This window comes from Streptomyces sp. NPDC021020 (genome assembly GCF_044333285.1).
Classification (GTDB): Bacteria; Actinomycetota; Actinomycetes; order Streptomycetales; family Streptomycetaceae; genus Actinacidiphila.
Genome location: NZ_JBIRQQ010000003.1, coordinates 234,651 through 260,314, shown reverse-complemented (window position 1 = coordinate 260,314; position 25,664 = coordinate 234,651). Strand labels below are relative to the sequence as shown.

The following is a 25,664-nucleotide window of genomic DNA, read 5'->3' as shown; positions in this document are numbered from 1 at the left end:
CATGGGGCCGCCGCTCGTCCCCGGCGGGGTCCTCGCCGTCGACGCGGGCAACAGCAAGACCGACGTGGCGCTCGTCGCCGCCGACGGGCGGGTGCTCGGCGCCGCCCGCGGCGGGGGCTTCCAGCCCCCCGTGGTCGGCGTCGAGCCCGCGGTGGGCGAGCTGGCCGCGATCGTGCGACGGGCGGCGGCCGACGCCGGCTTCACCCTCGGACCGGACGGAGCCGACGGCGGGCGGCCGCTCGCCGCGTACACCTCGGCCTGCCTGGCCAACGCCGACCTGCCGGTCGAGGAGCAGCAGCTGGAGGCGGCCGTGCACGCGCGCGGCTGGGCGCTGACCACCCGGGTGGCCAACGACACCTTCGCGATACTGCGGGCCGGTGTCGACGAGCCGCGCGGGGTGGCCGTGGTGTGCGGCGCGGGCATCAACTGCGTCGGCATGCTGCCGGACGGGCGCACCGCCCGCTTCCCCGCCATCGGCAAGATCTCCGGTGACTGGGGCGGTGGTTCGGGCCTCGCCGACGAGGCGCTGTGGTACGCCGCGCGCGCCGAGGACGGCCGCGGCGAGCCCACCGAGCTGGCCCGCACCCTGCCCGCGCACTTCGGGCTCGGCTCGATGTACGCGCTGATCGAGGCGCTGCACCTGGGCACGCTGGAGCCGGAGCGCAAGTACGAGCTGACGCCCGTGCTCTTCGCGACCTCCGACGCGGGCGACCCGGTGGCCCGGTCCATCCTGGCCCGGCAGGCCGACGAGATCACCGCGCTCGCGGTGGTGGCCCTCGGCCGGCTGGAGCTGCTCGACGAGGAGGCCGACGTGGTGCTGGGCGGCGGCGTGATGAGCGCGCGCAACCCGTACCTGATGGACGCCCTCGCCGAACGGCTCACCGCGCGCGCCCCCAAGGCGCGCACGCGGGTGGTGACCGCGCCGCCCGTCCTGGGCGCGGCCCTGCTCGGCCTGGACCAGCTGGCCGCGCCGCCCGAGGCGCACGCCGCGCTGCGCGCCCACTACGCCTGACCCGCGGACGCCCGACCCGCGCCCCGCTTCCCGTACGGCCGCCCCCGTGCCGTACGGGAAGCGGGGCGCGTCTGCGTACGGTGGGGGCGAACGGGCCCGCGGCGCACGGCGGTTGCGGGCCGTGGCGCGGGGGCGGGAACCGAACCCGGACGGGGCGCGTGTGATCGGTCGGGGGCGGGTAGTGAGCGGACAAGATCACAGGGCCGCTGGAGCTATCCGGGCGGGTGCGGCCATACTGGGCGCCTACAGCGGAGACGTGCCGGCTCGTGGCACGCCGGAATCGGGGGAGGGTACGTGACGCACACGCCGACGGGCAGTCAGATTCCCGGCGCACGCGGGGGCGTTCACGTGCCCGCGCCGCGCGGCGGCAACGCGCCCGAGGCGTCGGCCGCCGCCCCCGCGGGGCGGCGCGGCTGGACGGAGTTCAGCGCCCGGACCAGGGCCGCCGCGACGACCGAGCCGGGCCGGCTGCGCATCATCGGCGCCGCGCTCGCGGTGCTGGTGATCGCCTTCGGCGTGGCCACGGCCTGGCAGGTCAACGACCGTGCGCAGGCCGCCGACAACGTCGTCTCGCACAGCGCGCCGCTGAGCGCCACCGCCGCCGAGATCTACCGCTCGCTCGCCGACGCCGACGCGACCGTGACCGCCGGGTTCCTGGTCAGCGGCCCGCAGCCGGACGAGGTGGCGGAGCAGTACCAGAACGACATCGACACCGCCTCCAAGCTCATCACCGACGCCGCCGCCAACAGCCGGCAGTCCCCCGAGGCCCAGGCGCACATAGCCAGCCTCAACAAGCAACTGCCCAACTACACCGCACTGGTGGCGACCGCGCTCGCCGACAACCGGCTGGGCCTGCCGATCGGCGGCGCCTATCTGCGGTACGCCAACCAGCAGATGCGCCAGGACGGCGGCCTGCTCGACGCGGCCAACAGCCTCTACACGGTCGAGAACGGCCGCCTCGCGCACGACTACACGCAGGCCAAGGCGCTGCCCTACGTCTCCTGGGCGCTCGGCGTGCTGGCGCTCGGCGCGCTGGCCTGGGCGCAGCGCCGCCACTACCGGCGCACCAACCGGGTGTTCAACCAGGGCATGCTGGCCGCGACCGCGGCCACCGCGGTGCTGCTGCTGTGGCTCGCGGCCGGGCACACGGTCGCGCGCACCCAACTGGAGAACTCCTCCGCGCACGGCGCCCGTTCCGTCCAGGTGCTCAACAACGCCCGGATCCTGGTCCTCCAGGCCCGCGGCGACGAGAACCTGACCCTGGTGGCGCGCGGCTCGGGCGACGCGTACGAGGACAGCTACACCAAGGACATGGCCGACCTCATGACCGGCGACCCCGCCAAGCACGAGCCCGGCGACCTGCCCGAGGCGCTGCGGCTCGCCAACGACGCGGAAGGGCGCAAGGCGGTCGACGCCGCGATCGACAGCGTGCAGCAGTGGCGCACCCTGCACGGCACGGAACGCACGAAGGACGACAGCGGCGACTACGCCTCGGCCGTCGCCGACGTCCTCGGCAAGGACGACAAGGGCAAAACGGTGTCGCCGTCGACCGCCGACCACTTCGCCCACGCCGACAAGGCCCTGGGAACGGCCGTCGCCCACGAGCAGGACGAATTCCACAAGGCGGCCACCAGCGGGCGCGACGCGCTGACGCTGCTGCCGGCCGGTGCCGGGGTCCTCGCGGTCCTGGGCGCGGCGGGCGCGCTGCTCGGCATCGGCCGACGGCTGTCGGAGTACCGGTGAGGGGGCCGGGAGAGCGATGGCCGGGCGGCGGACGCGAAGGACGGGAGGGACAGCGGTGAGGTTGACGGTGCGAGCACATCGGCACGGCTGGGGCGGTGTCGCGGGCATGGCACTGGCGTGCACGCTCGCCGTCGCGGGCACCCTGGTCCCGCTGCGTGACGACGCGGCGCCCGCGCAGGCCCGCAGCTCCGGCCCGGTGGTCCGGGCGGACTACGCGGCCGCCGCGGACTGCGCCAACTCCCAGGTCCCCAGCCTGAGCCCGGCGAGCGGCAGCCTCGACGGCCCCACCGTGGAGGCGATCAAGAAGCGCGGCAGGCTGCGGGTCGGCGTCGACCAGAACAGCTACCTGTGGGGCTTCCGCGACCCCGCCACCGGCCAGTTCGCCGGTTTCGACATCGACCTCGTCAAGGCCATCGCGAAGGACATCCTCGGCGACGAGAACGCGGTCCAGTACCTGACCGTGCCCACCAACAAGCGCATCGACAAGATCCAGCACGGCAACGTCGACATGGTCGTCCGCACCATGACGATCAGCTGCAAGCGGGCGGAGGACGTCGCCTTCTCCGCCCCCTACTTCTCCGCCGGACAGCAGATACTCAGCGCCGAGCCGGACATCACCGGCTACAACGACTCGCTCAAGGGCAAGACGGTCTGCACCGCGTCCGGCTCCACCGGCGAGGACGTGCTCAACGGGGACATGCCGACCTCTCCCGCCCCGCTGGCCGGGACGGAACCGAAGCACGGGGCCCACGTGGTCACGGTCGCCAACCAGCTGGACTGCCTCGTGCTGCTCCAGCTGCACAAGGCCGACGCGGTCTTCACCGACAACGCGCTCGCCGCCGGCCAGGCCGCCCAGGACCCGACCGTGCACCTCAAGGGCGGGCCCGTCACCGTCGAGCCGTACGGTGTGGCCATGAAGCTGGGCGACGACGACCTGGTGCGGAGGGTCAACAAGGTGCTCGCCGCCTACATCGCGGACGGCCGCTGGGCCGCCGCGTACCACAAGTGGCTGGTGTCCGAACTGCCGAACATGGCACCGCCGTCGCCGCTGTACAAGTAGACCCGGGCAGCCGGAGAGGAAGGGCCAGATGGCGGTCGCGGGACGTTCCGGACCGGTGATGGGACGGGAGGACGTCGACCGCGCGCTCGCGCGGCTGGCCGCCGAGCACGAGGCCGTCGAGTCCTCGCTGCTGTCGCTCCAGGACCACTCGGGCCGCCGGCTGCTGGAGGGCGCCGAGCTGACCGGCGTCACCAAGGAGCGCTGGGCGGCGACGGACACGGCGATCACCGCGCTCTGGGCGCACTTCGACGCCTACACCGGTGCCCTCAGAGCCGCCCGCGAGTTGCGCGCCCGGCGCCGCTGGCCGACGCAGACCGAGCTGCGCGAGCTGACCGACCTGCTGCGCGGCGACGGGGTGACCGTGACCGGCGCCGACCTGCCCGACCACGCGCGCTCCCTCACCGGCCCGGCGCGGCTCACCGAGCGGCTCACGCTGGAGGAGATCGTCGGCCGGATGAACGCCTGGTACGACCAGGCGATGGAGACCGTGGCCGCCGCCGACTCGGTGTGGTCCGCGCTGCCCGCCAGGATCGATTTACTGGCCGCCGAGACCCAGCGGGTGCGCTCGCTGGCCCATTCGGTGGGCGTGCGCCCCGGCGCGCACCCCGCCGGGGACGACCTGGAGGCGCTGGTCGCCGAACTCACCGCGCTGCGCGCGCAGGCGGTGTCCGACCCGCTGGCCTTCTGGTCCGCGGCGCCCCCGCCCGGCCGCCCGGACACCGCGCGCTACGAGGAGGCCGGGCGGCGGCTCGACGGCATCCGCCGCGAGGTCGAGGCGGTGCTGCACGTCCGCGACGACGCCGAGCACCGGCTCGCCCGGCTGCGCGACGTCCTCTCGCGCGCCGACCGCACGCTCACCGAGGCGCGCAGCGCGCGCGTCGAGGTGCTGTCGAAGATCCTCGCCTCCGACGTCCCGGCGGTGAGCGGCCCGGCGTCCGCGCTGCACGAACAGCTCGCGGCGGCCGGGGATTTCGCCAGGACGGCGCAGTGGCACCGGCTCTCGCCACTGCTGGACAGCCTGGAGCAGCACGCCGACGACGAGCTGCTGCGGGCCCGCGAGTCGCTGACCGCGGTGACCGCGCCGCTGGCCGTACGCGCCGAGCTGCGCGGCCGGCTGGACGCCTACCGGGCCAAGGTCGCCCGGCTGGGCCTGGCCGAGGACCCGCTGCTGATCGAGCGGTACGACCAGGCGCGGCGGCTGCTGTGGAGCGCGCCCTGCGACCTGGGCGCCGCCGAGCGGACGGTACGGCGCTACCAGGACGCCGTCGCCGAGGTGGGCGCCCAGCGTCCGCAGGGTCCGCCGCAGGACCGCCGGTGAGAACCCCGGGGCGGGCGGCCGGGCGCCGCGGAGCCGGGACGTCGGCGGGAGTTCCCGCGCGGTTCGCAACCGGGGCGTACCGTACGGCCGTCGTAGCCGTTGCGGGCAGGGCGGCCGGCGGCGGCGCGGGAGCACCGGATCCGGCTCGGGCTCCGGCACCAGCTCCGGCTCTTGCTCCGGCGATGCCGGCACACCAGGGGAAAGGCTGAGGGGGAAACAGTGACCACGTGCCAACGGCCGGGCTGCGGCGGGACCTTGGAGGACATGGGCGGCGGCGAGCTGTACTGCGACACGTGCGGCCTCGCGCCCGTCGCCGCGCCCGCCGCGCCCCCCGCCGCCTCCGGCGGTGCCGCGCTCCCTCCGCCCCCGGCGCACGCCCCGGGCGCGGACTCCGGGCGCACCTCGACGTCCACCTCCTCGCGCTCCTCGAAATCCTCCTCGCGCGCCTCCCGCCGCTCGGTGTCCGGCCGGCTGTCGCAGACGCTGGCCGGCGCGGCGACGGGCCGCTCGGTGTCGGTGCGCAGCAGCCGCTCCGGCCCCTCGGGCCCGACCCGCGGCAAGCTCGGCGCGGGCCTGGTCGCGGTGCCGCCCGTCCCGCGGCCGGACCCCGCGGCGGCGGTGCTGGACAACCCCGAGGTGCCCGAGCGCAAGCGCTTCTGCAGCAAGGGCGACTGCGGCGCGCCGGTGGGCCGCAGCCGCGGCGACCGGCCCGGCCGCACCGAGGGCTACTGCACCAAGTGCGGCCACCCGTACTCCTTCACGCCCAAGCTGCGCCCCGGCGACATCGTGCACGGGCAGTACCACGTGGTGGGCTGCCTGGCGCACGGCGGCCTGGGCTGGATCTACCTCGCGGTGGACCGCGCGGTGTCGGACCGCTGGGTCGTCCTCAAGGGCCTGCTGGACACCGGTGACGAGGACGCGCTGGCCGCCGCGGTGTCCGAGCGGCGCTTCCTGGCCGAGATCGAGCACCCGAACATCGTCCGCATCTACAACTTCGTCGAGCACCTCGACCAGCGCACCGGCACCCTCGACGGCTACATCGTGATGGCCTACGTGGGCGGCAAGTCGCTCAAGGAGATCGCCAACGAGCGCCGCACGCCCGACGGGCGGCGCGAGCCGCTGCCGGTCACGCAGGCCGTCGCGTTCGCGATCGAGGCGCTGGAGGCGCTCGGCCACCTGCACAGCCGCAACCTGCTCTACTGCGACTTCAAGGTCGACAACGCCATCCAGACCGAGGACCGCCTCGAACTCATCGACATGGGCGCGGTCCGCCGGATGGACGACACCGAGTCGGCCATCTACGGCACGGTCGGCTACCAGGCGCCCGAGGTCGGTGAGGTCGGCCCGTCGGTCGCCTCGGACCTCTACACGGTCGCCCGCACCCTCGCGGTGCTGACCTTCGACTTCCAGGGCTACACCAACGTCTTCGTCGACAGCCTGCCCGACCCGGCCAACATCGACGTCTTCTCCCGCTACGAGTCCTTCTACCGGCTGCTGGTGCGGGCCACCGACCCCGACCCGGACAAGCGCTTCGCGACCGCCGAGGAGATGTCCGAGCAACTGCTGGGCGTGCTGCGGGAGATCGTCGCGCTGGAGAGCGGGGTGCAGCGGCCCGCGCTCTCCACGCTCTTCGGGCCGGAGCTGCGCGTCGTCGACACCGACCTGGTGCGGGCGGTGACCGGCGACACCTCGGCGCTGGGCGCCGACCGGGCGCTGGAGAAGGCCTCCAGACGCAGGGACAAGGCGGCGCGGGCCGGGGGCGGCGCCGCGGCCCTGCCCGCGCAGCCGGGCCACCCGGCGGTGGCGGCCGCCGCGCAGGCCCCGGCGTGGACGGCGGCGCCGCTGCCGGTCGTGGCCCGGCTGGACACCACCGCGGCGGTGCTGGCCCTGCCCGTGCCGCTGGTCGACCCGTCGGACCCCAACGCGGGCTTCCTCGCGGGCCTTTCGGCCGCAGCGCCCGCCGAACTGGTCGCCGCGCTCCAGTCGGCGCCGGTCGACTCCGTCGAGCGGCGGCTGCGCGAGGTGCGGGCCCGGCTGGAGCTCGGCGACGCGCGGGGCGCCCGGCAGGTGCTGGGCACCCTGGCCGACCCGGACGACAACGCGGACTGGCGGGTGGTGTGGCACCGCGGCCTGACCGCGCTGTGCACCAGCGACCAGGAGACGGCCGCCCTGAGCTTCGACGCGGTCTACGACGCCTTCCCCGGCGAGTCCGCACCCAAGCTCGCGCTCGGCGTGTGCGCGGAGGTGCTGCGCCAGCTGGACAACGCCGCCGAGTACTACCGCCTGGTGTGGACGACCGACCACGCCTACGTCAGCGCCGCCTTCGGCCTGGCGCGGGTGCTGCTCGCCTCCGGCGACCGGGCGGGCGCGGTGGCCGCGCTCGAATCCGTGCCCGAGGCGTCCATCCACTACACGGCGGCACGCGTCGCGGCGGTACGGGCACGCTTGCGCGACCGTTCCCCCAGCGAACCGCTGCTGCCGGACCTGCACGCGGCAGGATCGCAGGTCGACGCCCTGCAACGGCAGGGCCTGGACTCCGACCGGCGCGAGCAGCTGGCCACCGAGGTGCTCGGCAGCGCGCTGGACTGGGTGCTGGCCGGCCGTGTCGGCGACCACCCGGGGGCGCCCGCGGGCGTACCGTCGTCGATGTCCGGCTCCGCCGGGCTGCTGGGCGCCGAACTGACCGAGCGGGGGCTGCGGTTCGGCCTTGAGCGCTCGTACCGGGTCCTTGCCAGGCTCGCCCGGCAGGGCAGTACGAGGATCGAACTGGTGGAGCGGGCCAACCGTTTCCGCCCCAGGACGTGGGTGTAACCAGATGCCGCCACTCCCCGAATCGGCGCGGGCCCAGACCCCCGCACCGGAGGTCTGCCCCAACTGCGCGGACCTGCTGGACTCCGACGACCGCTTCTGCGGGCGCTGCGGTCTCGACCTGAGCGCGCCGCCCCCGCCCCCGGCGCCCGTGCCGCCCCCCGCGGCGCCCGCCCCGCCCGCGCCCGCTCCCGCGGGCCTCCCGGTGGCCGCGTCCCCGGCGGCCGCGCCGGTGGCGTCGGCTGCCCCGGCGTCCGCGTCCTCCGCCCCCTCCGCGGTGGCCTCCGACCCCGCGACCGACTCCTTCGTGCTGGCCCCGCCGAAGCCCGCGGGCGCCGCCCCCGCGGCGGCGACGGCGGAAGACGCCGACGACACCCTTGCGCTCGGCGTCCCGCTGCCCTCGGCCCGGATGTCCGACCCGCGCGAGGAACCGCCCGCCCCCGACGGCCCGGTGTGCGTGGCCTGCGGGCTCGGCGGGGTCGACGACGACGGCTACTGCGAGCACTGCGGCCACGCCCAGCCGCGCCAGCGCGACCACCAGGAACAGGAGTTGGACGGCGTCGCGGCGGTCAGCGACCGCGGACTGCGGCACCACCGCAACGAGGACGCCTTCGCCCTGGCGGTCACCTCGCTGCCGGACGGCTCCCCCGCCGTGGCCGCCGTGGTGTGCGACGGCGTCTCCACCGCGCACCGTCCCGACGACGCCTCGGCCGCCGCCTCCGCCGCCGGGCGCGACGCGCTGCTCGGCGCGCTGGAGCAGGGCAGCCCCGCCGAGGACGCGATGCGCTCCGCGCTGATGACGGCCTTCGAGGCGGTCACCGCGCTCGCCGACGAGGAGGAGCCGCCGGGCGCCCCGCCCCGCCACAACGCGCCCGCCTGCACCTGCGTCAGCGCCGTGGTGACCGGGCCGGTGTTCACCGTCGGCTGGATCGGCGACAGCCGCGCGTACTGGATCCCGGACGACCGCACGCTGCCGGCCGCCCGGCTCACCGAGGACGACTCGTGGGCGGCCCGGATGGTCTCGGCGGGCCTGATGTCGGAGGCCGAGGCCTACGCCGACCACCGCGCGCACGCGATCACCGGCTGGCTCGGCGCGGACGCCGTCGAGGTCGACCCGCACGTGGCGGCCTTCCAGCCGGAGGGCCCCGGGGTGGTCGTCGTCTGCACCGACGGGCTGTGGAACTACGCGGAGTCGGCTGAGGAGATGGCCCAGGCCGTCCCGCCCGACGCGCGCAGCCGCCCGCTGCACAGCGCCCGCACCCTGGTGGGCGTGGCGCTGGACGGGGGCGGCCACGACAACGTAACGGTCGCGGTGCTGCCGTTCCCGGCCGCCGCGGCGAGGGCAGGATTCCCATCCGCGTAGTCACCCGCCACGGGATGGGCGGGGCTGTGAACGGGCTTTGAGGAGTTACGAGGAACGATGGCCATTCTTTCGAAACCGAACGTGCCGCAATTCACCGTCGACGTCTACCAGAACGAGTACCTGCCGGACGGCGGCCGCGAGGTCAACGCCGTGGTGACGGTCACCTCGACCGGCGGCGGCACGACCGGCGGCCACCCGATGCCCGGTGCGCCCGCGGCGGGCGGCCAGGCCGCGGGACACGCCGGTGTGGTGATCATGGTCGACTGCTCGGGCTCGATGGAATACCCGCCGACGAAGATGCGCAACGCGCGCGACGCGACCGCCGTCGCGATCGACACCCTGCGCGACGGCACCGCCTTCGCCGTGGTCGCCGGCACCCATGTGGCGCGCGAGGTCTACCCGGCCAACGGCGGCCTGGCGGTGGCCGGTCCGGCCACCCGCGAGCAGGCCAAGCAGGCGCTGCGGCGGCTCAGCGCGGGCGGCGGCACGGCCATCGGCACCTGGCTGCGGCTCGCCGACCGGCTGCTGTCCACCGGCGACTCGGCGATACGGCACGGGATCCTGCTGACCGACGGCCGCAACGAGCACGAGAAGCCCGAGGAGCTGCAGTCCGCGCTGGACGCCTGCGCCGGCCGCTTCACGTGCGACGCGCGCGGGGTCGGCACGGACTGGGAGGTCAAGGAGCTGACCGGCATCGCCTCCGCGCTGCTCGGCTCCGTCGACATCGTCGCCGACCCGGCGGGCCTGGCCGCCGACTTCCAGGCGATGATGGAGAACGCGATGGGCAAGGAGATCGCGGACGTCGCGCTGCGGCTGTGGACTCCGCTGGGCTCCGAGATCGCCTTCGTCAAGCAGGTCGCCCCCACCGTGGAGGATCTGACGGCGCGCCGCACCGAGGCGGGTCCGCGCGCGGGCGACTACCCGACCGGTTCGTGGGGCGACGAATCCCGCGACTACCACGTGTGCGTGCGGGTGCCCGGCGCCCAGCTCGGCCAGGAGATGCTGGCCGCGCGGGTGTCCCTGGTGCTGCCGCAGCCCGACGGCGGCACGCAGGTGCTGGCGCAGGGCCTGGTGCGGGCGGTGTGGACGGACGACATGGCGATGTCCACCCGGATCAACCCGCAGGTCGCCCACTACACCGGCCAGGCCGAGCTGGCGCAGGTCATCCAGCAGGGCCTGGAGGCGCGCAAGGCGGGCGACATGGACGGCGCGACGGCCAAGCTGGGCCGGGCGGTGCAGCTGGCCAGCGCGTCCGGCAACGAGGACACGGCGAAGCTGCTGGCGAAGGTGGTCGACGTCGTGGACGCCGCGAGCGGTACTGTGCGGCTGAAGGCCCGAGTCGCGGAGGCCGACGAGATGACCCTGGACACACGGTCGACGAAGACCGTTCGGGTGAAGAAATAGCGCACGGGGGCGCCGGTCCCCGGCGCCCCGAGGGCACCTGACGCGCACAACCTGTGGATCCGCCGCGGAAGGCGGAGGGGGAGTCGGCACCATGCTTTGTCCCAACGGCCACGAGTCCGCCGACAGCGACTGGTGCGATTCCTGCGGCATGCGGATGGCACCGCCGCCGCCGGCGCCGTACGGCTCGCGTCCCCCGTCGTCGTCGGCGTCGTCCTCGTCGACGCCGCCGGTCTCGCCGCAGCCCGCCTTCGGCGGCGGCACCGACGGGGCCGGGGCGGGCGGGTCCGGGCAGCTCTGCCCGGCGTGCGGGACGCCGCGCGAGGGGCCGGCGCCGTTCTGCGAGGAGTGCCGCTACAACTTCCTGACGCACTCCGCGACGACCTTCGTGCCGCCGGGCGCGGCCGCCGGGCCGGTCCTCGCCCCGCCGCCGCCGGTGAACCCGGCGCCGCCCGCGCCCGAGCGGCCGCCGTACCAGCGCTTCGAGTCGCCGATGTCGCAGCCCTCCCGGGTCAACCGGCCCGCCGAGCCGCTGCCTTCGGAGTCCGTCACGGTGACGTCCGGCTCCGGCGACTTCCTGCTGGATCCGCCGAGCGCCCCGACCGCGGCGCCCGCCGGGCCCGTGACGTCCGCCTCGGCCGCCGCCGCGCAGACGGCGGTGCCCGCGCAGGGCGGTACGGGGAACGCGTGGGTGGCGGTCGTCGCGGCGGACCGGGAGTACTTCACGTCGATGATGGCCCGCAGCGGCCCGGACGCCGGCGGCCTGTACTTCCCCGCGTACTCCCCCGAGGTGCAGCTGCCGCTGACGGGCCACCAGGTCACGATCGGGCGGCAGCGGCACAGCACGGGCGAGGCGCCGGACATCGACCTGTCGCGCTCCCCCGAGGACCCGGGCGTCTCGCACAAGCACGCGGTGCTGGTCCAGCAGCCGGACGGCTCGTGGTCGGTGGTCGACCAGGACTCGACGAACGGCACGACCGTCAACCTCGCGGAGGACCCCATCCCCGCGTACACCCCGATCCCGCTGGCCGAGGGCGACCGGGTGCACGTCGGCGCGTGGACGACGATCACCGTCCGGCGGATCTGACCCCGTCCCCCGTACGGGTCGCGTCCCCGTAAACGTCCCGTCCCCGTACGGGTCGCGTTACGGGGACGCCGCCGGCACGGGCCAGGTGTCGGGGCCTTCCGGGTCGTCCCGCCAGATCCACTGGCGGCTCCCCTCGACGCTCAGCCCGAAGCGGGTACGGGACGGGCTCCGGCCCGGCAGCGACGGCTCGCCGCCCACCGCGTCCGGCGCGACGCCCGCGCCCGCGCCGCGCAGCGGCACGAAGTAGGCCGGCGTCGGCAGGAAGCGCCCCTCGGCCCGCTCCCGACCCCGCACGGTGAGCAGCACGAGCCCGGACGCGAGCGGCGCGAGGATGCGCGCCCCCGTGCGGCACTGCGCGATCCAGGCGGGCGGTACGGACGGCAGCTCGCACGTCGCCATGACCCGGTCGTACGGCGCGCCCGGCGGGTGCCCGAAGGTTCCGTCGCCGGTGACCACCGTGACGGCGAGCGCCTCGGGGGTGCCGTACGCGGCGAGGTGCGCGCGGGCCGCGGCGGTGATCGCCTCCTCCAGGTCCACGGTCGTGACCGCGCCCGTGCCGCCGAGGCGGTGCGCGATCAGCGCCGCGTTGTAGCCGGTGCCCGCGCCGATCTCCAGCACCCGGTGGCCCTCGCGGACGTCCAGCGCCTCGCACATCAGCGCCATCAGCGACGGCTGGCTGCTGGAGGAGACCAGCTCGCCGCCGCGGGCGACACGGGTGGCGATCGGCTGGTCGGCGTAGGCGCCGCTCAGCCAGCGCAGCCGGCGCCGCGGGTCGGGGTCGTCGGCGGCGTACCGCGCGTCCTCACCGGCGCCGCGGTGGTATTCGGGCACGAACAGATGGCGCGGCACCTCGTCGAAGGCGGCCCGCCACGCGGGGTCGGCGAGCCCGCCGCCGGCGACGATGCGGCGCACCATGCGGTGCCGCAGCGCGGCCGCCGCGGCCCGCGTCCGCTGGTCCTGCCCCGACCCGGCCATGCCTCCATCGTGCTCCCCCGGCGGAGGTCCTACGACCCGGGTCCTGGTCCGGGCGGTCTGAGAAAATGGTGGTGTGACCGACATCCCGCAGGGCAGCGCAGCGCAGCAGACGTTCTACGAGCAGATCGGCGGCGAGGACACCTTCCGCCGCCTGGTCCACCGCTTCTACCAGGGCGTCGCGGACGACCCCGAGCTGCGGGCGATGTACCCGGAGGAGGACCTGGGCCCGGCCGAGGAGCGGCTGCGGCTGTTCCTGATGCAGTACTGGGGCGGCCCGCGCACGTACAGCGACGAACGCGGCCACCCGCGGCTGCGCATGCGCCACGCCCCCTTCCAGGTCGACCGCGCCGCGCACGACGCGTGGCTGCGGCACATGCGCGCGGCGGTCGACGACCTCGCGCTGCCACCCGAGCACGAGAAGCAACTGTGGGACTACCTGGTGTACGCAGCGGCCTCCATGGTGAACACCCCAGGCTGACCCCCGCCCGGGGCACGCCTGACCGGCAGCTGACTCGTCGCTGACTGGCTGGCCCCCGGCTGGCCCGTCGCACGGGGTGTCCGGCTCAGGCGCTCCGGCGCCCGGGCCGCCGGTGACCGGCCGCCGGTTCCGGCCCGGCACGACGGGTGGTCCGGTTCCGGCCCGGCACGGCAGGCCGTCCGGCACGGGCGCCACGGCGACCGCCCGACCCGTCGCCGACTGGCTGACCCCCGGCTGACCCGCGGCCGACTCGGCGCACAGGCCCTCCCGCTCGGGCACTCCGGCGCCCGGGCCGCCGGTGACCGGCCGCCGGTTCCGGCCCGACGCGGCGGGCCGTCCGGTTCCAGCCCGGCCCGGCAGGCCGTCCGGCACGGGCGCCACGGCGACCGCCCGACCCGTCACCGACCGGCTGACCCCCGACTGACCCGCAGCCGACTCGGCGCACAGACCGTCCCACTCAGACGCTCCGGCGACCGGTCCGCCGGTGACCAGCCGCCCGGTCCCGGCCCGACGCGACGGGCCGTCCGGTTCCGGCCCGGCCCGGCAGGCCGTCCGGCACGGGCGCCACGGCGACCGCCCGACCCGTCACCGACCGGCTGACCCCCGGCTGACCCGCAGCCGACTCGGCGCACAGGCCGTCCCGCTCAGACGCTCCGGCGCCCGGGCCGCCGGTGACCGGCCGCCCGGTCCCGGCCCGGGCTGGCGGGTGGTCCGGAGCGACCGGGCGCTCCGGCGCTCCGGCGACCGGTCCGTCCGGCTCCGGTCCGGCGCACCGCGCCGCTCGGATCCGGTTCGACGCTCCGGGCCGTCCCGGGCGGGGGCGGTTTCCGGCCGTCCGGGGCGGCGCGGCGGCGGCCGGTCGCGGCGCGCCGAAGGTTCCGGTTGGGTACGGCCGGGCTCCGGACGGGTCGGGCAAGGCCCGCGCCAGCGGCTTCGCGCCCGTTCAGCGGACGGTCACGATCGCATTCCGACAATCCGCGACATGTTTCGCCGGACCCTCATCAATTGAGAGCATCCCGTCAGCAACAGGACGGGGGGCTCTCGCGTGACCGGTTTCGTGCTGCTGCGCGTCCGCGCGCACCGGTTGCTGCTGTCCGCCGCCCTGCTGACCGTGCTGCTGACCACGTGCGTGCTGGCCGCGCTCGCGGCGTACACCGGTGCGATAGGCGACGCCGCGGTCCGCCGCACCCTCCAGCACCAGGCCGCCGACCGCTCCACGTACAACGCCAAGGCCTCGCTGACCGGCAAGGACGCGGCCGCCCTCGACCACGCCGTGCGCGAGCGGCTGCGCGGCGCCTTCGACGGGCTGCCCACGACCGTCGCCACCAGCACCCGCTCCGGCCCGTACGCGCTGCCCACGGCGCTGCGGCCCGTCGGCACCCCCAAGAGCGCAGACCCGGACCTGACGCTGCTGGCGACCTTCGACCACGCGAAGCTCGCGCTGACCGGCGGGAAGTGGCCGGGCCCTGCCGCCAAGGGCTCCCCCGGTGTCGAGGTCGCGGTGCCGGAGGCGGTCGCGCGGACCCTGCACCTCGCCGCGGGGCGGCAGCTCACCCTCGCCAACCGGCTCGGCGGGCCGCCGCTGCAGGTCACCGTCACCGGTGTCTACCGCCCCGCCGACCCCGGCTCGCCCTACTGGCAGCTCGACCCGCTCGGCGGGCGCGGTATCCACACCCTGGCCTTCACCACCTACGGGCCGCTGCTCGCCGACCCCGGCACCTTCGCCTCCGGGCGGGTCGCCGCCGACGAGATGTCCTGGCAGGCCACCGCGGACTTCGGCGGCGCCGGGGCGGGCCGTATCGACGCGCTGGAAGCCTCCGTCAAGGACACCACCGCCGCGCTGGGCGCCGACAAGGCCACCGGCGGCGCGCAGACCACCAGCGCGCTGCCCGGCCTGCTCGACGGGCTGCGCCGCAGCCTGCTCGTCACCCGCTCGACGCTGCTCATCGGCGCCCTCCAGCTCGTCATCCTCGCCGCCTTCGCGCTGCTGCTGGTCGCCCAGCTGCTCGCCGAGGAGCGGTCCGGCGAAACCGCGCTGCTGCGCGCCCGCGGCGGCTCGCGCGGCCGGGTCGCCCGGCTCGCCGCCGGGGAGGCGCTGCTGCTCGCGGTGCCCGCCGCCGTCGCCGCCCCGCTGCTCGCCGGCCCCCTCACCCGGCTGCTGGCCGGGACGGGCGCGATGGCCCGCACCGGGGTGACCCTCGGCGGCACGGGCTCCGGCGCCTGGCTGGTCGCCGGTGCCGCCGCGCTGGCCTGCGCCTTCGCCGTGGTGCTGCCCGCGCTCCGTACCGCCCCGGGGGGCCGCGGCGGGCGCCGCGGGGGCCTGCCGGGGATGCTCCAGGCGGGCGCGGACGTGGCGCTGCTCGCCGTCGCGGGCGTCGCCTACTGGCAGCTTCAGCGCCGCGCCTCCGGCGGCGGGGCGCTGAGCGCCGACCGCTCCGGCGGCCTCGGCATCGACCCCGTCCTGGTCGCCGCCCCCGCGCTGTGCCTGCTGGCCGGCACCGTGCTGGTGCTGCGGCTGCTGCCGCTGCTCGCCCGGCTCGGCGAACGGCGTGCCGCGCGCGGCCGCAGCCTGTCGCTCGCACTGGCCGGATGGCAGCTCGCGCGGCGGCCGCAGCGCGGTGCCGGGGTCGCACTGCTGCTGGTGCTGGCCGTGGCGATGGGCATGTTCGCGATCGGCCAGGGCGCGAGCTGGGACCGCTCGCAGCGCGACCAGGCCGACTACGCCGTGGGCGCCGACCTGCGGGTGACGGGCATGACCACGCCGCCCTTCGGCCAGGCGGGCATCTTCTCGTCGGTGCCCGGCCTGACCGCCGCCGCGCCCGCCGCCCGCGAGACCCTGATCCTGCCGGACGGCGGGACCACCAGCGCGCTGCTGATGGACACCGGCAAGGCCGCGCACGTCCTGCGGCTGCGCTCCGACCTGGCGGGCGGCCGCCCGCTGCCGGAGCTGCTCGCGCCGCTGCGCTCCACCCCGGAGGCCCAGGGTCTGGCCCTTCCCGCCACCGTCCGGCAGGTGGACTTCGAGGCCACCCTCACCGCCACCGACGGCGCCGGGAAACCCGCGGGCAGCGCCGACCGGCCGGACAGCGTCAGCGCGGTGCTGGTGGACACCGACGGCGTCCCGTACGACTTCGCGCTCGGCGACCTGCCGCCGGACGGCCGCCCGCACACCCTCACGCTCGACCTGGCCCTCGCCGCCGGTAAGGGCGCCCCCGCGGGCCCGCTGCGGCTGGAGCGCCTGGACGCGTCCTTCTCCGTCCCGGACTCCGCCGAGAACCACGTCCTGACCCTCGTCTCGGCCCGCACGCTCCTCGCCGACGGCACGCGGACGCCGCTGCGCACCCTGGCGGGCACGCCGTGGAAGGCCGGAGCCGCCTACGACGACGACTCGCTCGCGGCCAGCCCGGACGTCGAGTCACCCGCCGTGGGGGCCCTGCACACGGGCGGCCCCGACCTGATGACCCTGGCCTACGGCACCGGGTCCTTCCCCGGGAGCGCCTACCAGCAGACCCCCGCGACCGTCCGCGTCCGGGCCCCCGCACCCGTGCCGCCGCCGCTGTCGGGGGTGGCCACCGACGCGTACCTCACCGCGGTCGGCGCGAAGGCCGGCGACACGATCCAGGTGCAGATCGGCAACGTGACCACGCCCGTCAAGATCACCGCGGCCGTGCGCGCGCTGCCCGGCACCGACCTGACCGGCGCCACCAGCGGGCTGCTGCTCGACCTGCGGGGCGTCAACAAGGTGCTGTCCGCCCAGGACGCGCAGCCCGTCCAGCCCACCGAGTGGTGGCTGGCCACCCGCCCCGGCGCCGCCGCCGGCGTCGCGGCCGCGCTGCGGGCCCGCGACGACGTCGACACCGTCCTGGACCGCACCGAATCCGCGGCCGGGCTGCGGGCCGACCCGCTCGGCGCCGGTCCGCAGTCCGCGCTTCCCGCCGCGGTGGTCGCCGCCGCGGTGCTGGCCGCGGTGGGCTTCGCGGTCGGCGCGGCGGGGGCGGCCCGGGAGCGGCGCGGCGAATTCGCGGTGCTGCGGGCGCTGGGCGCGCCGCGCCGCCAACTGGCCCGCATGCTGGCGGCCGAGCAGGCGCTGCTGGTGCTGGTGTCGCTGGTCGTGGGCGTGGCGCTGGGCGCGTTCCTGACCCGGCTGATCACGCCGCTGATCGTACTGACGGGCCAGGCCGCGCGGCCGGTGCCGCCGCTGGTCGTGGAAATCCCGGTGGCCCGCCTCGCCGAGCTGCTCGCCGTACTGCTGGCCGCCCCGATCGCCGTCCTGGCCGTCACGGCGGTACGCCGCGGCGACCCGGCGACGGCACTGCGACACCAGGTGGAGGACTGACATGCCGACGCCCCCTCCCCCGGAACCCCAGAACCAGCCTGGTCCGCAGGGCCGTTCCGAGCCGCAGGGCCCGTCCGACGCGGCGAACCCGCCGCACCCGCAGGATGCTCCCGGGACGCGGGGCCCGGCCGCGACCGGCAACGCCCCTGCGGAGCACGGCCCACCCGGGACGCGGGACCTGTCGGCGACCGACGGCACGCCCGCACCGGAAGGCCCGGCCGCGACCGACAGCACGCCCCCGGACCCGCACGACCCACCCTGCCCGCAGGACCCATCGGCGACCGACGGCACGCCCGCACCGGAAGGCCCAGCCGCGACCGACAGCACGCCCCCGGACCCGCACGACCCACCCTGCCCGCAGGACCCATCGGCGACCGACGGCACGCCCGCACCGGAAGACCCGGCCGCGACCGACAGCACGCCCCCGGACCCGCCCTGCCCACAGGACGCGCCCGGACCGCAGGGCCCTTCGGCGACAGACGCCCCGCCCGCGCCGCAGGGCGTGCCCGCTGATCCGGGCCCGTCCGGCGCCCCGGACTCCGCCACCCACGCCGGCCACGCCGACCCCGCCGGCTTCGCCGGATTCGCCGGGTCCTGGCTGGTGCTGCGGCTGCGGGCCGCGCCCGGCGGGGCGCTGGCGCTGGCCGCGCTCGTGCTGGTCACCTCCTTCCTGGCCGCCGCGCTGCCGCGGGCCGTCGACCGCTACGAGGACACCGCGCTGCGGAACGCCGTCGCGGACGCCGCGCCGCGCGACCACGGCGTCTCGCTCGCCGAGGACTACGGCACGTCCGGCACCCAGCCCGGCGACCCGCTCGCCCCGGCGTCCCTGGACGCCGTGGAGAAGTCCTTCCGCGCGCTGCTGCACCCGCCGCTGCGGCTGCTGCCCGGCGGTGTGGTGCAGGGCGTGCGCTCCGGCGCGGAGGCGGAGGTCCCCGACCCCGAGCTGCCGCGCACCTCCGAGCACGCGCCGGGCGCCGACCTGGTCGCCCAGGCCGGCCTGGCCCAGCACTCCAGGGTCGTGGCCGGCCGGCTGCCCGCGCCGACACCCGGCAAGCCCGCGCTCTCGCTGGAGGGCGCGGTCACCGAGAAGACCGCGCAGGTGCTGCACCTGAAGGTCGGCCAGACCATCCATCTGATGAAGTTCGGCGCGACACCGCTGTCCGTACGCATCAGCGGCATCCTCGCCCCGCGCGACCCGCGGTCCGGCTTCTGGACGATGGACGACGACCTGCTCGCGCCGCTCGTCAGCTTCCCGCCGCACGCGATGATCGACCCGCCCAAGACGTACTGGCACTTCACCGTGCTCATCGACGGCACCGCCGCGCAGTCCATCCCGCTGCTCGGCACCGGCGCCTCCCTCTACTGGCACCACCCGCTGGACACCGCGCGGCTCACCGCGCACGACGTGCCCGCGCTCCGCGACGAACTGGCCTCCCTCGGCAACGGACCGCTCTCCACCCGGCTCGCGGCCGACACCGGCTCCTCGGCGCTGCACGCGGTCGCCGGGGTCGGCGGGGTGCTCACCGCCTTCGACGCCGGCCGGACCGCCGCGCACCCGCTGGTGCTCATCGCGGCCGTCGGCGTGGGCACCACCGCGCTGGCCGTGCTGCTGATGGCCGCCGGGCTCGCCGCGGACCGCAGGCGGCGCGAGACCGCCCTGCTGCGCTCGCGGGGCGGCTCGCTGCGCGGCATCTTCGGCCGCCTCGTGGGCGAGACGTGCGCCGCCGCGCTGCCCGCCGGGGCCCTCGGCACCGCGCTGGCCCTGCTGCTCCTGCCGACCGGACGGTACGGGGCCGCGCTGGCGCTGGGCGCGCTCGTGACCGCCGCCGGCGTGCTCGCGCTGCCGCTGCGGGCGACCCTGGCCGTACGCCGGCCGCGCCCGGCCGAGCGCGAGGACCTCGTGGCGCACCGCCCCTCGCGCCGGCGGCTCGTGCTGGAGCTGACGGTGGCGCTGCTGGTGGCCGGAGCGGTGGCGACCCTGCGGCGGCGCGGCTCCGCGGACGGCTCCGACCCGTACCTGGCGGCCGCCCCGGTACTGGTGGCGGTGGCCGCGGCGCTGGTGCTGCTGCGCGTCTACCCGCTGCCGCTGCGCCGGCTCGCCCGGCCCGCCGCCCGGCTGCGCGGGGCGGTCACGCATCTGGGGCTCGCGCGGGCCGGGCGGGCGCCCAGCGGGGGGCAGCTGCCGCTGGTGGCCATGCTGGTCGCGCTGACGGTGGCGTCCTTCGGCGGCTCGGTGCTCGCCGGGATCGCCCACGGGCGGGACCGCGCGGCGGCGGCCGCCGTCGGGGCCGACGCCCGGGTGGACTCGCTCTTCCCGCTGGACGCCGCGCTGCCCGCCAAGGTCCGCAAGGTGCCCGGCATCGGCGACGTGGCCGCCGTACGGGTCGAGCCGCACGCCGCCAACCAGGACATCCCGCTGAACTACGAGCTGCTCGTGGTCGACGACCCGGCCGCGTACGCCCGCATCTCCCGCTCCGCGGGCCTGCCGGACCTCCCGCCGGACACCTTCGGCGCGGGCTCCGCGGCAGGGGCGCACGGGCCGCTGCCCGCCGCCGTCTCGCCGCGGATCGCCGAGCTGCTGGGCGACCGCACCACGCCCGTCCCCACCGACGCCGGCGACTGCGACATCCGCCCGGTGGCGACCCTCTCCTCGACCCCGGCCGCCACCTCCGGCGAGTTCGTCGTCATCTCCGCGACGCAACTGCACGCCCAGCACCCGCAGCTCGGCGCGCTCCCGCAGTACGGCGGGCCGACGATGCTGCTCGCCGCCCAGGCGCCCGGGCAGCACATCGACACCGCCGCGCTGCGCGACGCCGCCGCGCACACCGGGCCCAACGCCGCCACGGTGCTGCTGCGCTCCGAGCAGCGCGCCGCGCTGTCCGACACCGCGCTGCAGCACGGCGCCCGCACCCTCTACCTGTCCGCCGTCGCGGCGGGGGCCGGCTACAGCGCGCTGGCGCTGCTGCTGTCCCTGATGTCCGCGGCGCCGGGACGTACCGCGCTGCTGGCCCGGCTGCGCACGATGGGGCTGACGCGGCGGCAGTCCCGGCGTCTGGTGCTGCTGGAGATGCTGCCGCAGGTGGTGCTCGCCGCCGCGGGCGGTGCGCTGGTGGGCCTCGCCGCGATACCGCTGCTCCGGCCCGGTATCGACCTGGGCACCCTGGCCTTCGGCAGCGGGACGGGCAACACGGCGGTGGTGCCGCCGCCCGCCCTCGCGGTGACCCTGCGCGCGGACCCCTGGTCGCTGGCCGTACCCTCCGCGGGGCTGCTCCTGCTGGCCTGCGCGGTCCTGCTGGTCCAGGCGTGGGCCGGCACACGACGACACGAGAGCACCGAGCTGAGAGCGGGTGACCGGACGATATGAGCGCCGACGACGTGACGGCCGACGCGGCGGGCACCTCCCGCCCGGACGGCCGGGCCCCCGCGGCCTCCACCGGACCGGACGCCGGTGCCGCACCGGCCTCCGCGGGCCCGTCCGGCGGAGCGCCGCCCGCCCCCGCGAGCCTCGCCGAGCTCGAACGGCTGGCCGCCGAGCGCCGGGACCGGCCCGCGTACGGCCGGGACGCGCTGATCAGCTGCGACCGGCTGGTGCGGATCTTCACCGCGGACGGCGTGGAGGTGCAGGCCCTCCAGGGCCTGGACCTGCTGGTCGCCAAGGGCGAGCTGATGGCCCTGGTCGGGGCGTCGGGCAGCGGCAAGTCCACGCTGCTCAACATCCTCGCCGGGCTCGACGTCCCCACGGCGGGCGCGGCCTCGGTCGGCGGCTACGACCTGCTCGCCATGGACGCGAAATCCCGGCTGCGCTACCGGCGGGAGGTCGTCGGCTTCATCTGGCAGCAGACCTCGCGCAACCTGCTGCCCTACCTGACCGCCGCGCAGAACGTCATGCTGCCCATGCAGCTCTCCGGCGGCTCCGGCCCGCGCGGGCGGCGCCGCCGCTCCACCCGGGCCGCCGACCTGCTCGGCCTGCTCGGTGTCGCGCACTGCCAGGACCGGCGCCCCGCACAGATGTCCGGCGGCGAGCAGCAGCGCGCGGCGATCGCCGTCGCCCTCGCCAACGACCCGGAGGTCGTGCTGGCCGACGAGCCCACCGGCGAGCTGGACTCCACCACCGCCGAGCAGGTCTTCGCGTCCTTCCGCACCGCCAACGAGCAGCTGGGCACCACCGTCGTGGTCGTCACCCACGACCAGTCCGTCGCCGACGCCGTCCACCGCACGGTCGCCATCCGCGACGGCCGCACCGCCTCCGAGGTCGTACGCCGCACGGAGATCGACGAGCACGGCCGTGAGTCGGTCGTCGCCCGCGAGTACGCCACCGTCGACCGCGCGGGCCGCCTCCAGCTCCCCCACGACTACGCCGAGGCCCTGGCCATCCGCCGCCGCGTCCTGCTGGAACTCCAGCCCGACCACATCACCGTCCGCCCCGACGACCACCCCTCCGCCCAGGAGTAGCCGCACCCGCACAGAAGGGGCCCCTCTTCCGCCGGAAGCAGCGGCACCCGGACGCCGCCGGCCGCGAGCCGGCCGTGGTCCCGGGCCGCCCCTCGCCCGGGGAAGCAGCCGCGGCCCGTGGCGGGCGGTCCCGGAAGCCTTACGCCGGGGTGAAGCTCAACCCCGCGCCCGCGGTCTCGCGGCGAACCGCCACCGAGCCGTACTCGGTACGCAGCCGCGTCCAGGGGCCGGCCGCAAGCAGCGCCACGGTGGCCCCACCGGCTCCGCCCTCCCCGTCGCCGTCGCCGTCGCCGCGCAGGAAGCCCAGCGCATGGGCGGCGTGCACGACCCGCAGCGTGGTGCCCTGCCAGGGGCGGGCCCACAGCTCCTCGGCGAGCGCGTCCAGCGCCGCCCGCGTCCGCTCCTCCCGGGGCAGCCGCTCGCTGCGGTCCCGGAATTCCGCGACCGCTCCGGCGGCGGCCCCGCGCACCTGCCCCGGGTCCAGCTCGGCCACCCGCTGCCACCCGGCGCGCGGCGGCAGCAGTCCCGCCCAGGCGGGCCCGGTGACGGACGGCGGCAGGCCGAACCCCGCCTCCGCCGCCGTCACCTCCTCCAGCAACTGCCCGGCGGACACCGTGGCGTCGACCGCCGCTCCCACCGGTCCGGTCCCGCGCAGCGCGGCACTGCGCACGGCCAGCACGCCCCCGAACGGCGGGTGCCCGAAGACGCCCAGCGCCGGCTCGCCCGCGGCGGACCGCAGTCGGACCACCGCCGCCTTGTCCCAGCGGACCAGGCGCCCGAGGAAGGCGGCCAGGTCCGCCGCCTCCCGCTCGCCGTCCCCGCCCGCTCCGGGGGCGGCCCCGGCGGAGCCGCCCTCATGACCGAGCACCAGCCGGACCGCCGTCATACGGCGACGGCCCCGTCGTCGTCACGGCTGTCGTCACGGTCGTCGTCGCGGTACTTCTCCAGGAAGGCCCGCTCCTCCGGCGTGATCCGCCGCGGACGCCCCGCGGCCAGGTTGTACGGCACCACGACCGTCGTCGCCCGCGCGTAGACCGTCTCCTCGTCCTTGACCTCGTACGCCACGGTCATGGACGCCGCCGTGATGTCCGTCACCCACGTCTCGACGACGACCGGCTCGTGCCGGTGCACCAGCGGCCGCAGGTAGTCGATCTCGTGCCGCGCCACCACGGAGCCTCCCGTGAAGGACGCGCTTCCCTCCCCCGGCGCCAGACGGAACATGAAGTCGATCCGCGCCTCTTCCAGATACCGCAGGAAGACCACGTTGTTGACGTGCCCGTAGGCGTCCATGTCCCCCCAGCGCAGGGGGCAGCGGAAGACGTGGCGTGCCATCAGCCGCGGGTCAGCTTCTTGTAGGTGGCGCGGTGCGGCCGTGCGGCGTCCGGCCCCAGCCGCTCCACCTTGTTCTTCTCGTACGACTCGAAGTTGCCCTCGAACCAGAACCACTTCGAGTTGCCCTCGTAGGCCAGGATGTGCGTCGCCACCCGGTCCAGGAACCACCGGTCGTGGGAGACGACCACGGCCGCACCGGGGAATTCCAGCAGCGCGTTCTCCAGCGACGACAGCGTCTCGACGTCGAGGTCGTTGGTCGGCTCGTCCAGCAGCAGCAGGTTGCCGCCCTGCTTGAGCGTCAGCGCCAGGTTCAGCCGGTTGCGCTCACCGCCGGACAGCACCCCGGACGGCTTCTGCTGGTCCGGCCCCTTGAAGCCGAACGCCGACACGTAGGCCCGCGACGGCATCTCGACCTGGCCGACGTTGATGTAGTCCAGGCCGTCAGACACGACCTCCCACAGCGTCTTCTTCGGGTCGATGTTGGACCGCCCCTGGTCGACGTAGGAGATCCGCACCGTGTCGCCGACCTTGATGCTGCCGGAGTCGGCCTCCTCCAGCCCCTGGATCATCTTGAACAGCGTGGTCTTGCCCGCGCCGTTGGGGCCGATGACGCCCACGATGCCGTTGCGCGGCAGCGTGAACGACAGGTCGTCGATCAGCACCTTGTCCCCGAAGGCCTTCGACAGGTGCTCGACCTCGACCACGACGCCGCCCAGCCGCGGGCCCGGCGGGATCTGGATCTCCTCGAAGTCCAGCTTGCGCACCTTGTCCGCCTCGGCCGCCATCTCCTCGTAACGCGCCAGGCGCGCCTTGGACTTGGCCTGCCGCCCCTTGGCGTTGGAGCGCACCCACTCCAGCTCTTCCTTGAGGCGCTTCTGCCGCTTGGCGTCCTTCTGGCCCTCGACCTTGAGCCGGGACGCCTTGTTCTCCAGGTAGGTGGAGTAGTTGCCCTCGTAGGGGATGGCCCGGCCGCGGTCCAGCTCCAGGATCCACTGGGCCACGTTGTCCAGGAAGTACCGGTCGTGGGTGACGGCCACGACCGTGCCGGCGTACTTGGCCAGGTGCTGCTCCAGCCACTGCACGGACTCGGCGTCCAGGTGGTTGGTGGGCTCGTCCAGCAGCAGCAGGTCGGGGGCCTCCAGCAGCAGCTTGCACAGTGCCACCCGGCGCTTCTCACCACCGGACAGGTTGGTCACCTGCCAGTCCCCGGGCGGGCAGCCGAGCGCGTCCATGGCCTGCTCGAGCTGCGCGTCCAGATCCCAGGCGTCGGCGTGGTCGAGCTTCTCCTGGAGCTTGCCCATCTCGTCGAGCAGCGCGTCGGAGTAGTCCGTCGCCATCAGCTCCGCGATCTCGTTGAAGCGGTCCAGCTGGGCCTTGACCTCGGCCACACCGTCCTGCACGTTCTCCAGCACGGTCTTGGACTCGTCCAGCGGCGGCTCCTGGAGCAGCATGCCGACGCTGTACCCGGGCGACAGGAACGCGTCGCCGTTCGACGGCTGCTCCAGCCCCGCCATGATCTTGAGAACGGTGGACTTTCCGGCGCCGTTCGGGCCGACCACACCGATCTTCGCGCCCGGCAGGAAGCTCAGCGTCACGTCATCGAGGATGACCTTGTCGCCGTGCGCCTTGCGCGCCTTGCGCATCGTGTAGATGTACTCAGCCAAGAGAAACCGTCCGGCAGATCGAGAAGGGCCAATGTGCGGCTCCGCCGCGTGAGGGCAGATACACCCCATCTTGCCGTACGTCCACCCCAAGGGGCGAACGGGTACCGGCGCCGGGTGCGGGCACGCCGGGGCCTCCGGCGGCGCGGAGGGCGCGGACCCCGCGCGGCCTGCGGCCCTTCCGTGCGCCGTAGCTCAGGTCACCGGCACCGGCACCGCGGCCGGCGGGGGTGCGACGGGCTCGGGCCGGACCGCGGGCGGCAGCAGCGTCCGGCTGAACCGCGCGACGCCGCGTGCCAGGTCGTGGCCCACGGCCACCGCCTCGATCTCGGCGTCGATGAAGCGGCGGCCGTCCCGCTCGTCGTCACGGATCTTCAACCGGCCCTGGACGACGAGCGGTTCGCCGAGCCCGACCGACTCCTTGACGTGCCCGGCGAGCGTCCGCCACGCGCACACCGTGTAGAAGCTCGTCGGCCCGTCCGCCCACGCCCCGCGCGTGGCGTCCCAGCGCCGGGCGGTGGTGGCCAGCCGGAAGCGCGTCACGCCCACGCCCGTCGCCGTCGTGTGCATCTCGGGCTCCGTCGCCACGTTTCCGACAACGGTCACCAGGGTCTCGTTCATCGCACATCCCTCTCTCT

General features: G+C 75.9%; 17 protein-coding genes. 12 read left to right on the top strand and 5 right to left on the bottom strand.

Features of this window, described 5'->3' with window-relative positions; genetic code table 11:
- The first annotated feature begins 1 nt into the window (after position 1).
- From ACH4SL_RS09550 to ACH4SL_RS09515, 8 genes are all read left to right on the top strand, one after another.
- On the top strand, positions 2-1,012 hold the full coding sequence (locus tag ACH4SL_RS09550) for an N-acetylglucosamine kinase (protein ID WP_398444068.1): 1,011 nt from the start codon (positions 2-4) through the stop codon (positions 1,010-1,012).
- A gap of 348 nt (positions 1,013-1,360) precedes the next feature.
- Positions 1,361-2,755, top strand: a complete 1,395-nt coding sequence (locus tag ACH4SL_RS09545) for a hypothetical protein (RefSeq protein ID WP_398443066.1) — start codon at positions 1,361-1,363, stop codon at positions 2,753-2,755.
- Between the two features lie 67 nt (positions 2,756-2,822).
- Positions 2,823-3,815 carry a glutamate ABC transporter substrate-binding protein gene (locus ACH4SL_RS09540; protein WP_398443064.1) on the top strand — a complete coding sequence of 331 codons (993 nt, stop codon included), beginning with the start codon at positions 2,823-2,825 and terminating at the stop codon, positions 3,813-3,815.
- Positions 3,816-3,843: 28 nt separating this feature from the next.
- Complete coding sequence (locus ACH4SL_RS09535; protein WP_398443062.1) at positions 3,844-5,133, top strand: hypothetical protein; 1,290 nt, start codon at positions 3,844-3,846, stop codon at positions 5,131-5,133.
- A gap of 264 nt (positions 5,134-5,397) precedes the next feature.
- A complete protein-coding gene (locus tag ACH4SL_RS09530) occupies positions 5,398-7,944 on the top strand; it encodes a tetratricopeptide repeat protein (protein WP_398444066.1) in 2,547 nt (848 codons plus the stop codon).
- 4 nt (positions 7,945-7,948) lie between these two features.
- Entirely contained in the window at positions 7,949-9,304 is a 1,356-nt protein-coding gene (locus tag ACH4SL_RS09525) for a PP2C family serine/threonine-protein phosphatase (RefSeq protein ID WP_398443060.1), read from the top strand.
- Between the two features lie 57 nt (positions 9,305-9,361).
- Positions 9,362-10,708 carry a VWA domain-containing protein gene (locus ACH4SL_RS09520; RefSeq protein ID WP_398443057.1) on the top strand — a complete coding sequence of 449 codons (1,347 nt, stop codon included), beginning with the start codon at positions 9,362-9,364 and terminating at the stop codon, positions 10,706-10,708.
- A 91-nt stretch (positions 10,709-10,799) separates the two neighbouring features.
- Positions 10,800-11,792 carry an FHA domain-containing protein gene (locus ACH4SL_RS09515; protein WP_398443055.1) on the top strand — a complete coding sequence of 331 codons (993 nt, stop codon included), beginning with the start codon at positions 10,800-10,802 and terminating at the stop codon, positions 11,790-11,792.
- Positions 11,793-11,849: 57 nt separating this feature from the next.
- Here ACH4SL_RS09515 and ACH4SL_RS09510 read toward each other — a convergent pair whose 3' ends face one another.
- Positions 11,850-12,767 carry a methyltransferase domain-containing protein gene (locus tag ACH4SL_RS09510; protein WP_398443053.1) on the bottom strand — a complete coding sequence of 306 codons (918 nt, stop codon included), beginning with the start codon at positions 12,765-12,767 and terminating at the stop codon, positions 11,850-11,852.
- 73 nt (positions 12,768-12,840) lie between these two features.
- Between ACH4SL_RS09510 and ACH4SL_RS09505 the strand changes: the two genes are divergently transcribed.
- The 4 genes from ACH4SL_RS09505 to ACH4SL_RS09490 all read left to right on the top strand — a co-directional run bounded on the left by ACH4SL_RS09505 (position 12,841) and on the right by ACH4SL_RS09490 (position 22,033).
- Positions 12,841-13,245, top strand: coding sequence for a globin (locus ACH4SL_RS09505; protein WP_398443051.1), 405 nt, complete (start codon positions 12,841-12,843; stop codon positions 13,243-13,245).
- 1,045 nt (positions 13,246-14,290) lie between these two features.
- The gene (locus ACH4SL_RS09500; protein WP_398443048.1) at positions 14,291-17,581 is read left to right on the top strand and encodes an FtsX-like permease family protein; all 3,291 of its coding nucleotides are present in this window, start codon (positions 14,291-14,293) and stop codon (positions 17,579-17,581) included.
- Positions 17,582-18,083: 502 nt separating this feature from the next.
- Positions 18,084-20,945: an FtsX-like permease family protein gene (locus ACH4SL_RS09495; RefSeq protein WP_398443047.1), complete on the top strand. Its 2,862-nt coding sequence runs from the start codon at positions 18,084-18,086 to the stop codon at positions 20,943-20,945.
- A complete protein-coding gene (locus tag ACH4SL_RS09490; RefSeq protein WP_398443044.1) occupies positions 20,942-22,033 on the top strand; it encodes an ABC transporter ATP-binding protein in 1,092 nt (363 codons plus the stop codon). Before ACH4SL_RS09495 ends, ACH4SL_RS09490 begins: the two co-directional genes overlap by 4 nt.
- A gap of 139 nt (positions 22,034-22,172) precedes the next feature.
- Here ACH4SL_RS09490 and ACH4SL_RS09485 read toward each other — a convergent pair whose 3' ends face one another.
- From ACH4SL_RS09485 to ACH4SL_RS09470, 4 genes are all read right to left on the bottom strand, one after another.
- Positions 22,173-22,919: a hypothetical protein gene (locus ACH4SL_RS09485; protein ID WP_398443041.1), complete on the bottom strand. Its 747-nt coding sequence runs from the start codon at positions 22,917-22,919 to the stop codon at positions 22,173-22,175.
- The gene (locus ACH4SL_RS09480; protein WP_398443038.1) at positions 22,916-23,365 is read right to left on the bottom strand and encodes an acyl-CoA thioesterase; all 450 of its coding nucleotides are present in this window, start codon (positions 23,363-23,365) and stop codon (positions 22,916-22,918) included. The genes ACH4SL_RS09485 and ACH4SL_RS09480 overlap by 4 nt, the downstream gene beginning before the upstream one ends.
- On the bottom strand, positions 23,365-25,029 hold the full coding sequence (gene ettA, locus ACH4SL_RS09475) for an energy-dependent translational throttle protein EttA (RefSeq protein WP_398443036.1): 1,665 nt from the start codon (positions 25,027-25,029) through the stop codon (positions 23,365-23,367). Before ettA ends, ACH4SL_RS09480 begins: the two co-directional genes overlap by 1 nt.
- 192 nt (positions 25,030-25,221) lie before the next feature.
- Complete coding sequence (locus ACH4SL_RS09470) at positions 25,222-25,647, bottom strand: single-stranded DNA-binding protein (RefSeq protein WP_398443033.1); 426 nt, start codon at positions 25,645-25,647, stop codon at positions 25,222-25,224.
- Positions 25,648-25,664: the final 17 nt, after the last annotated feature.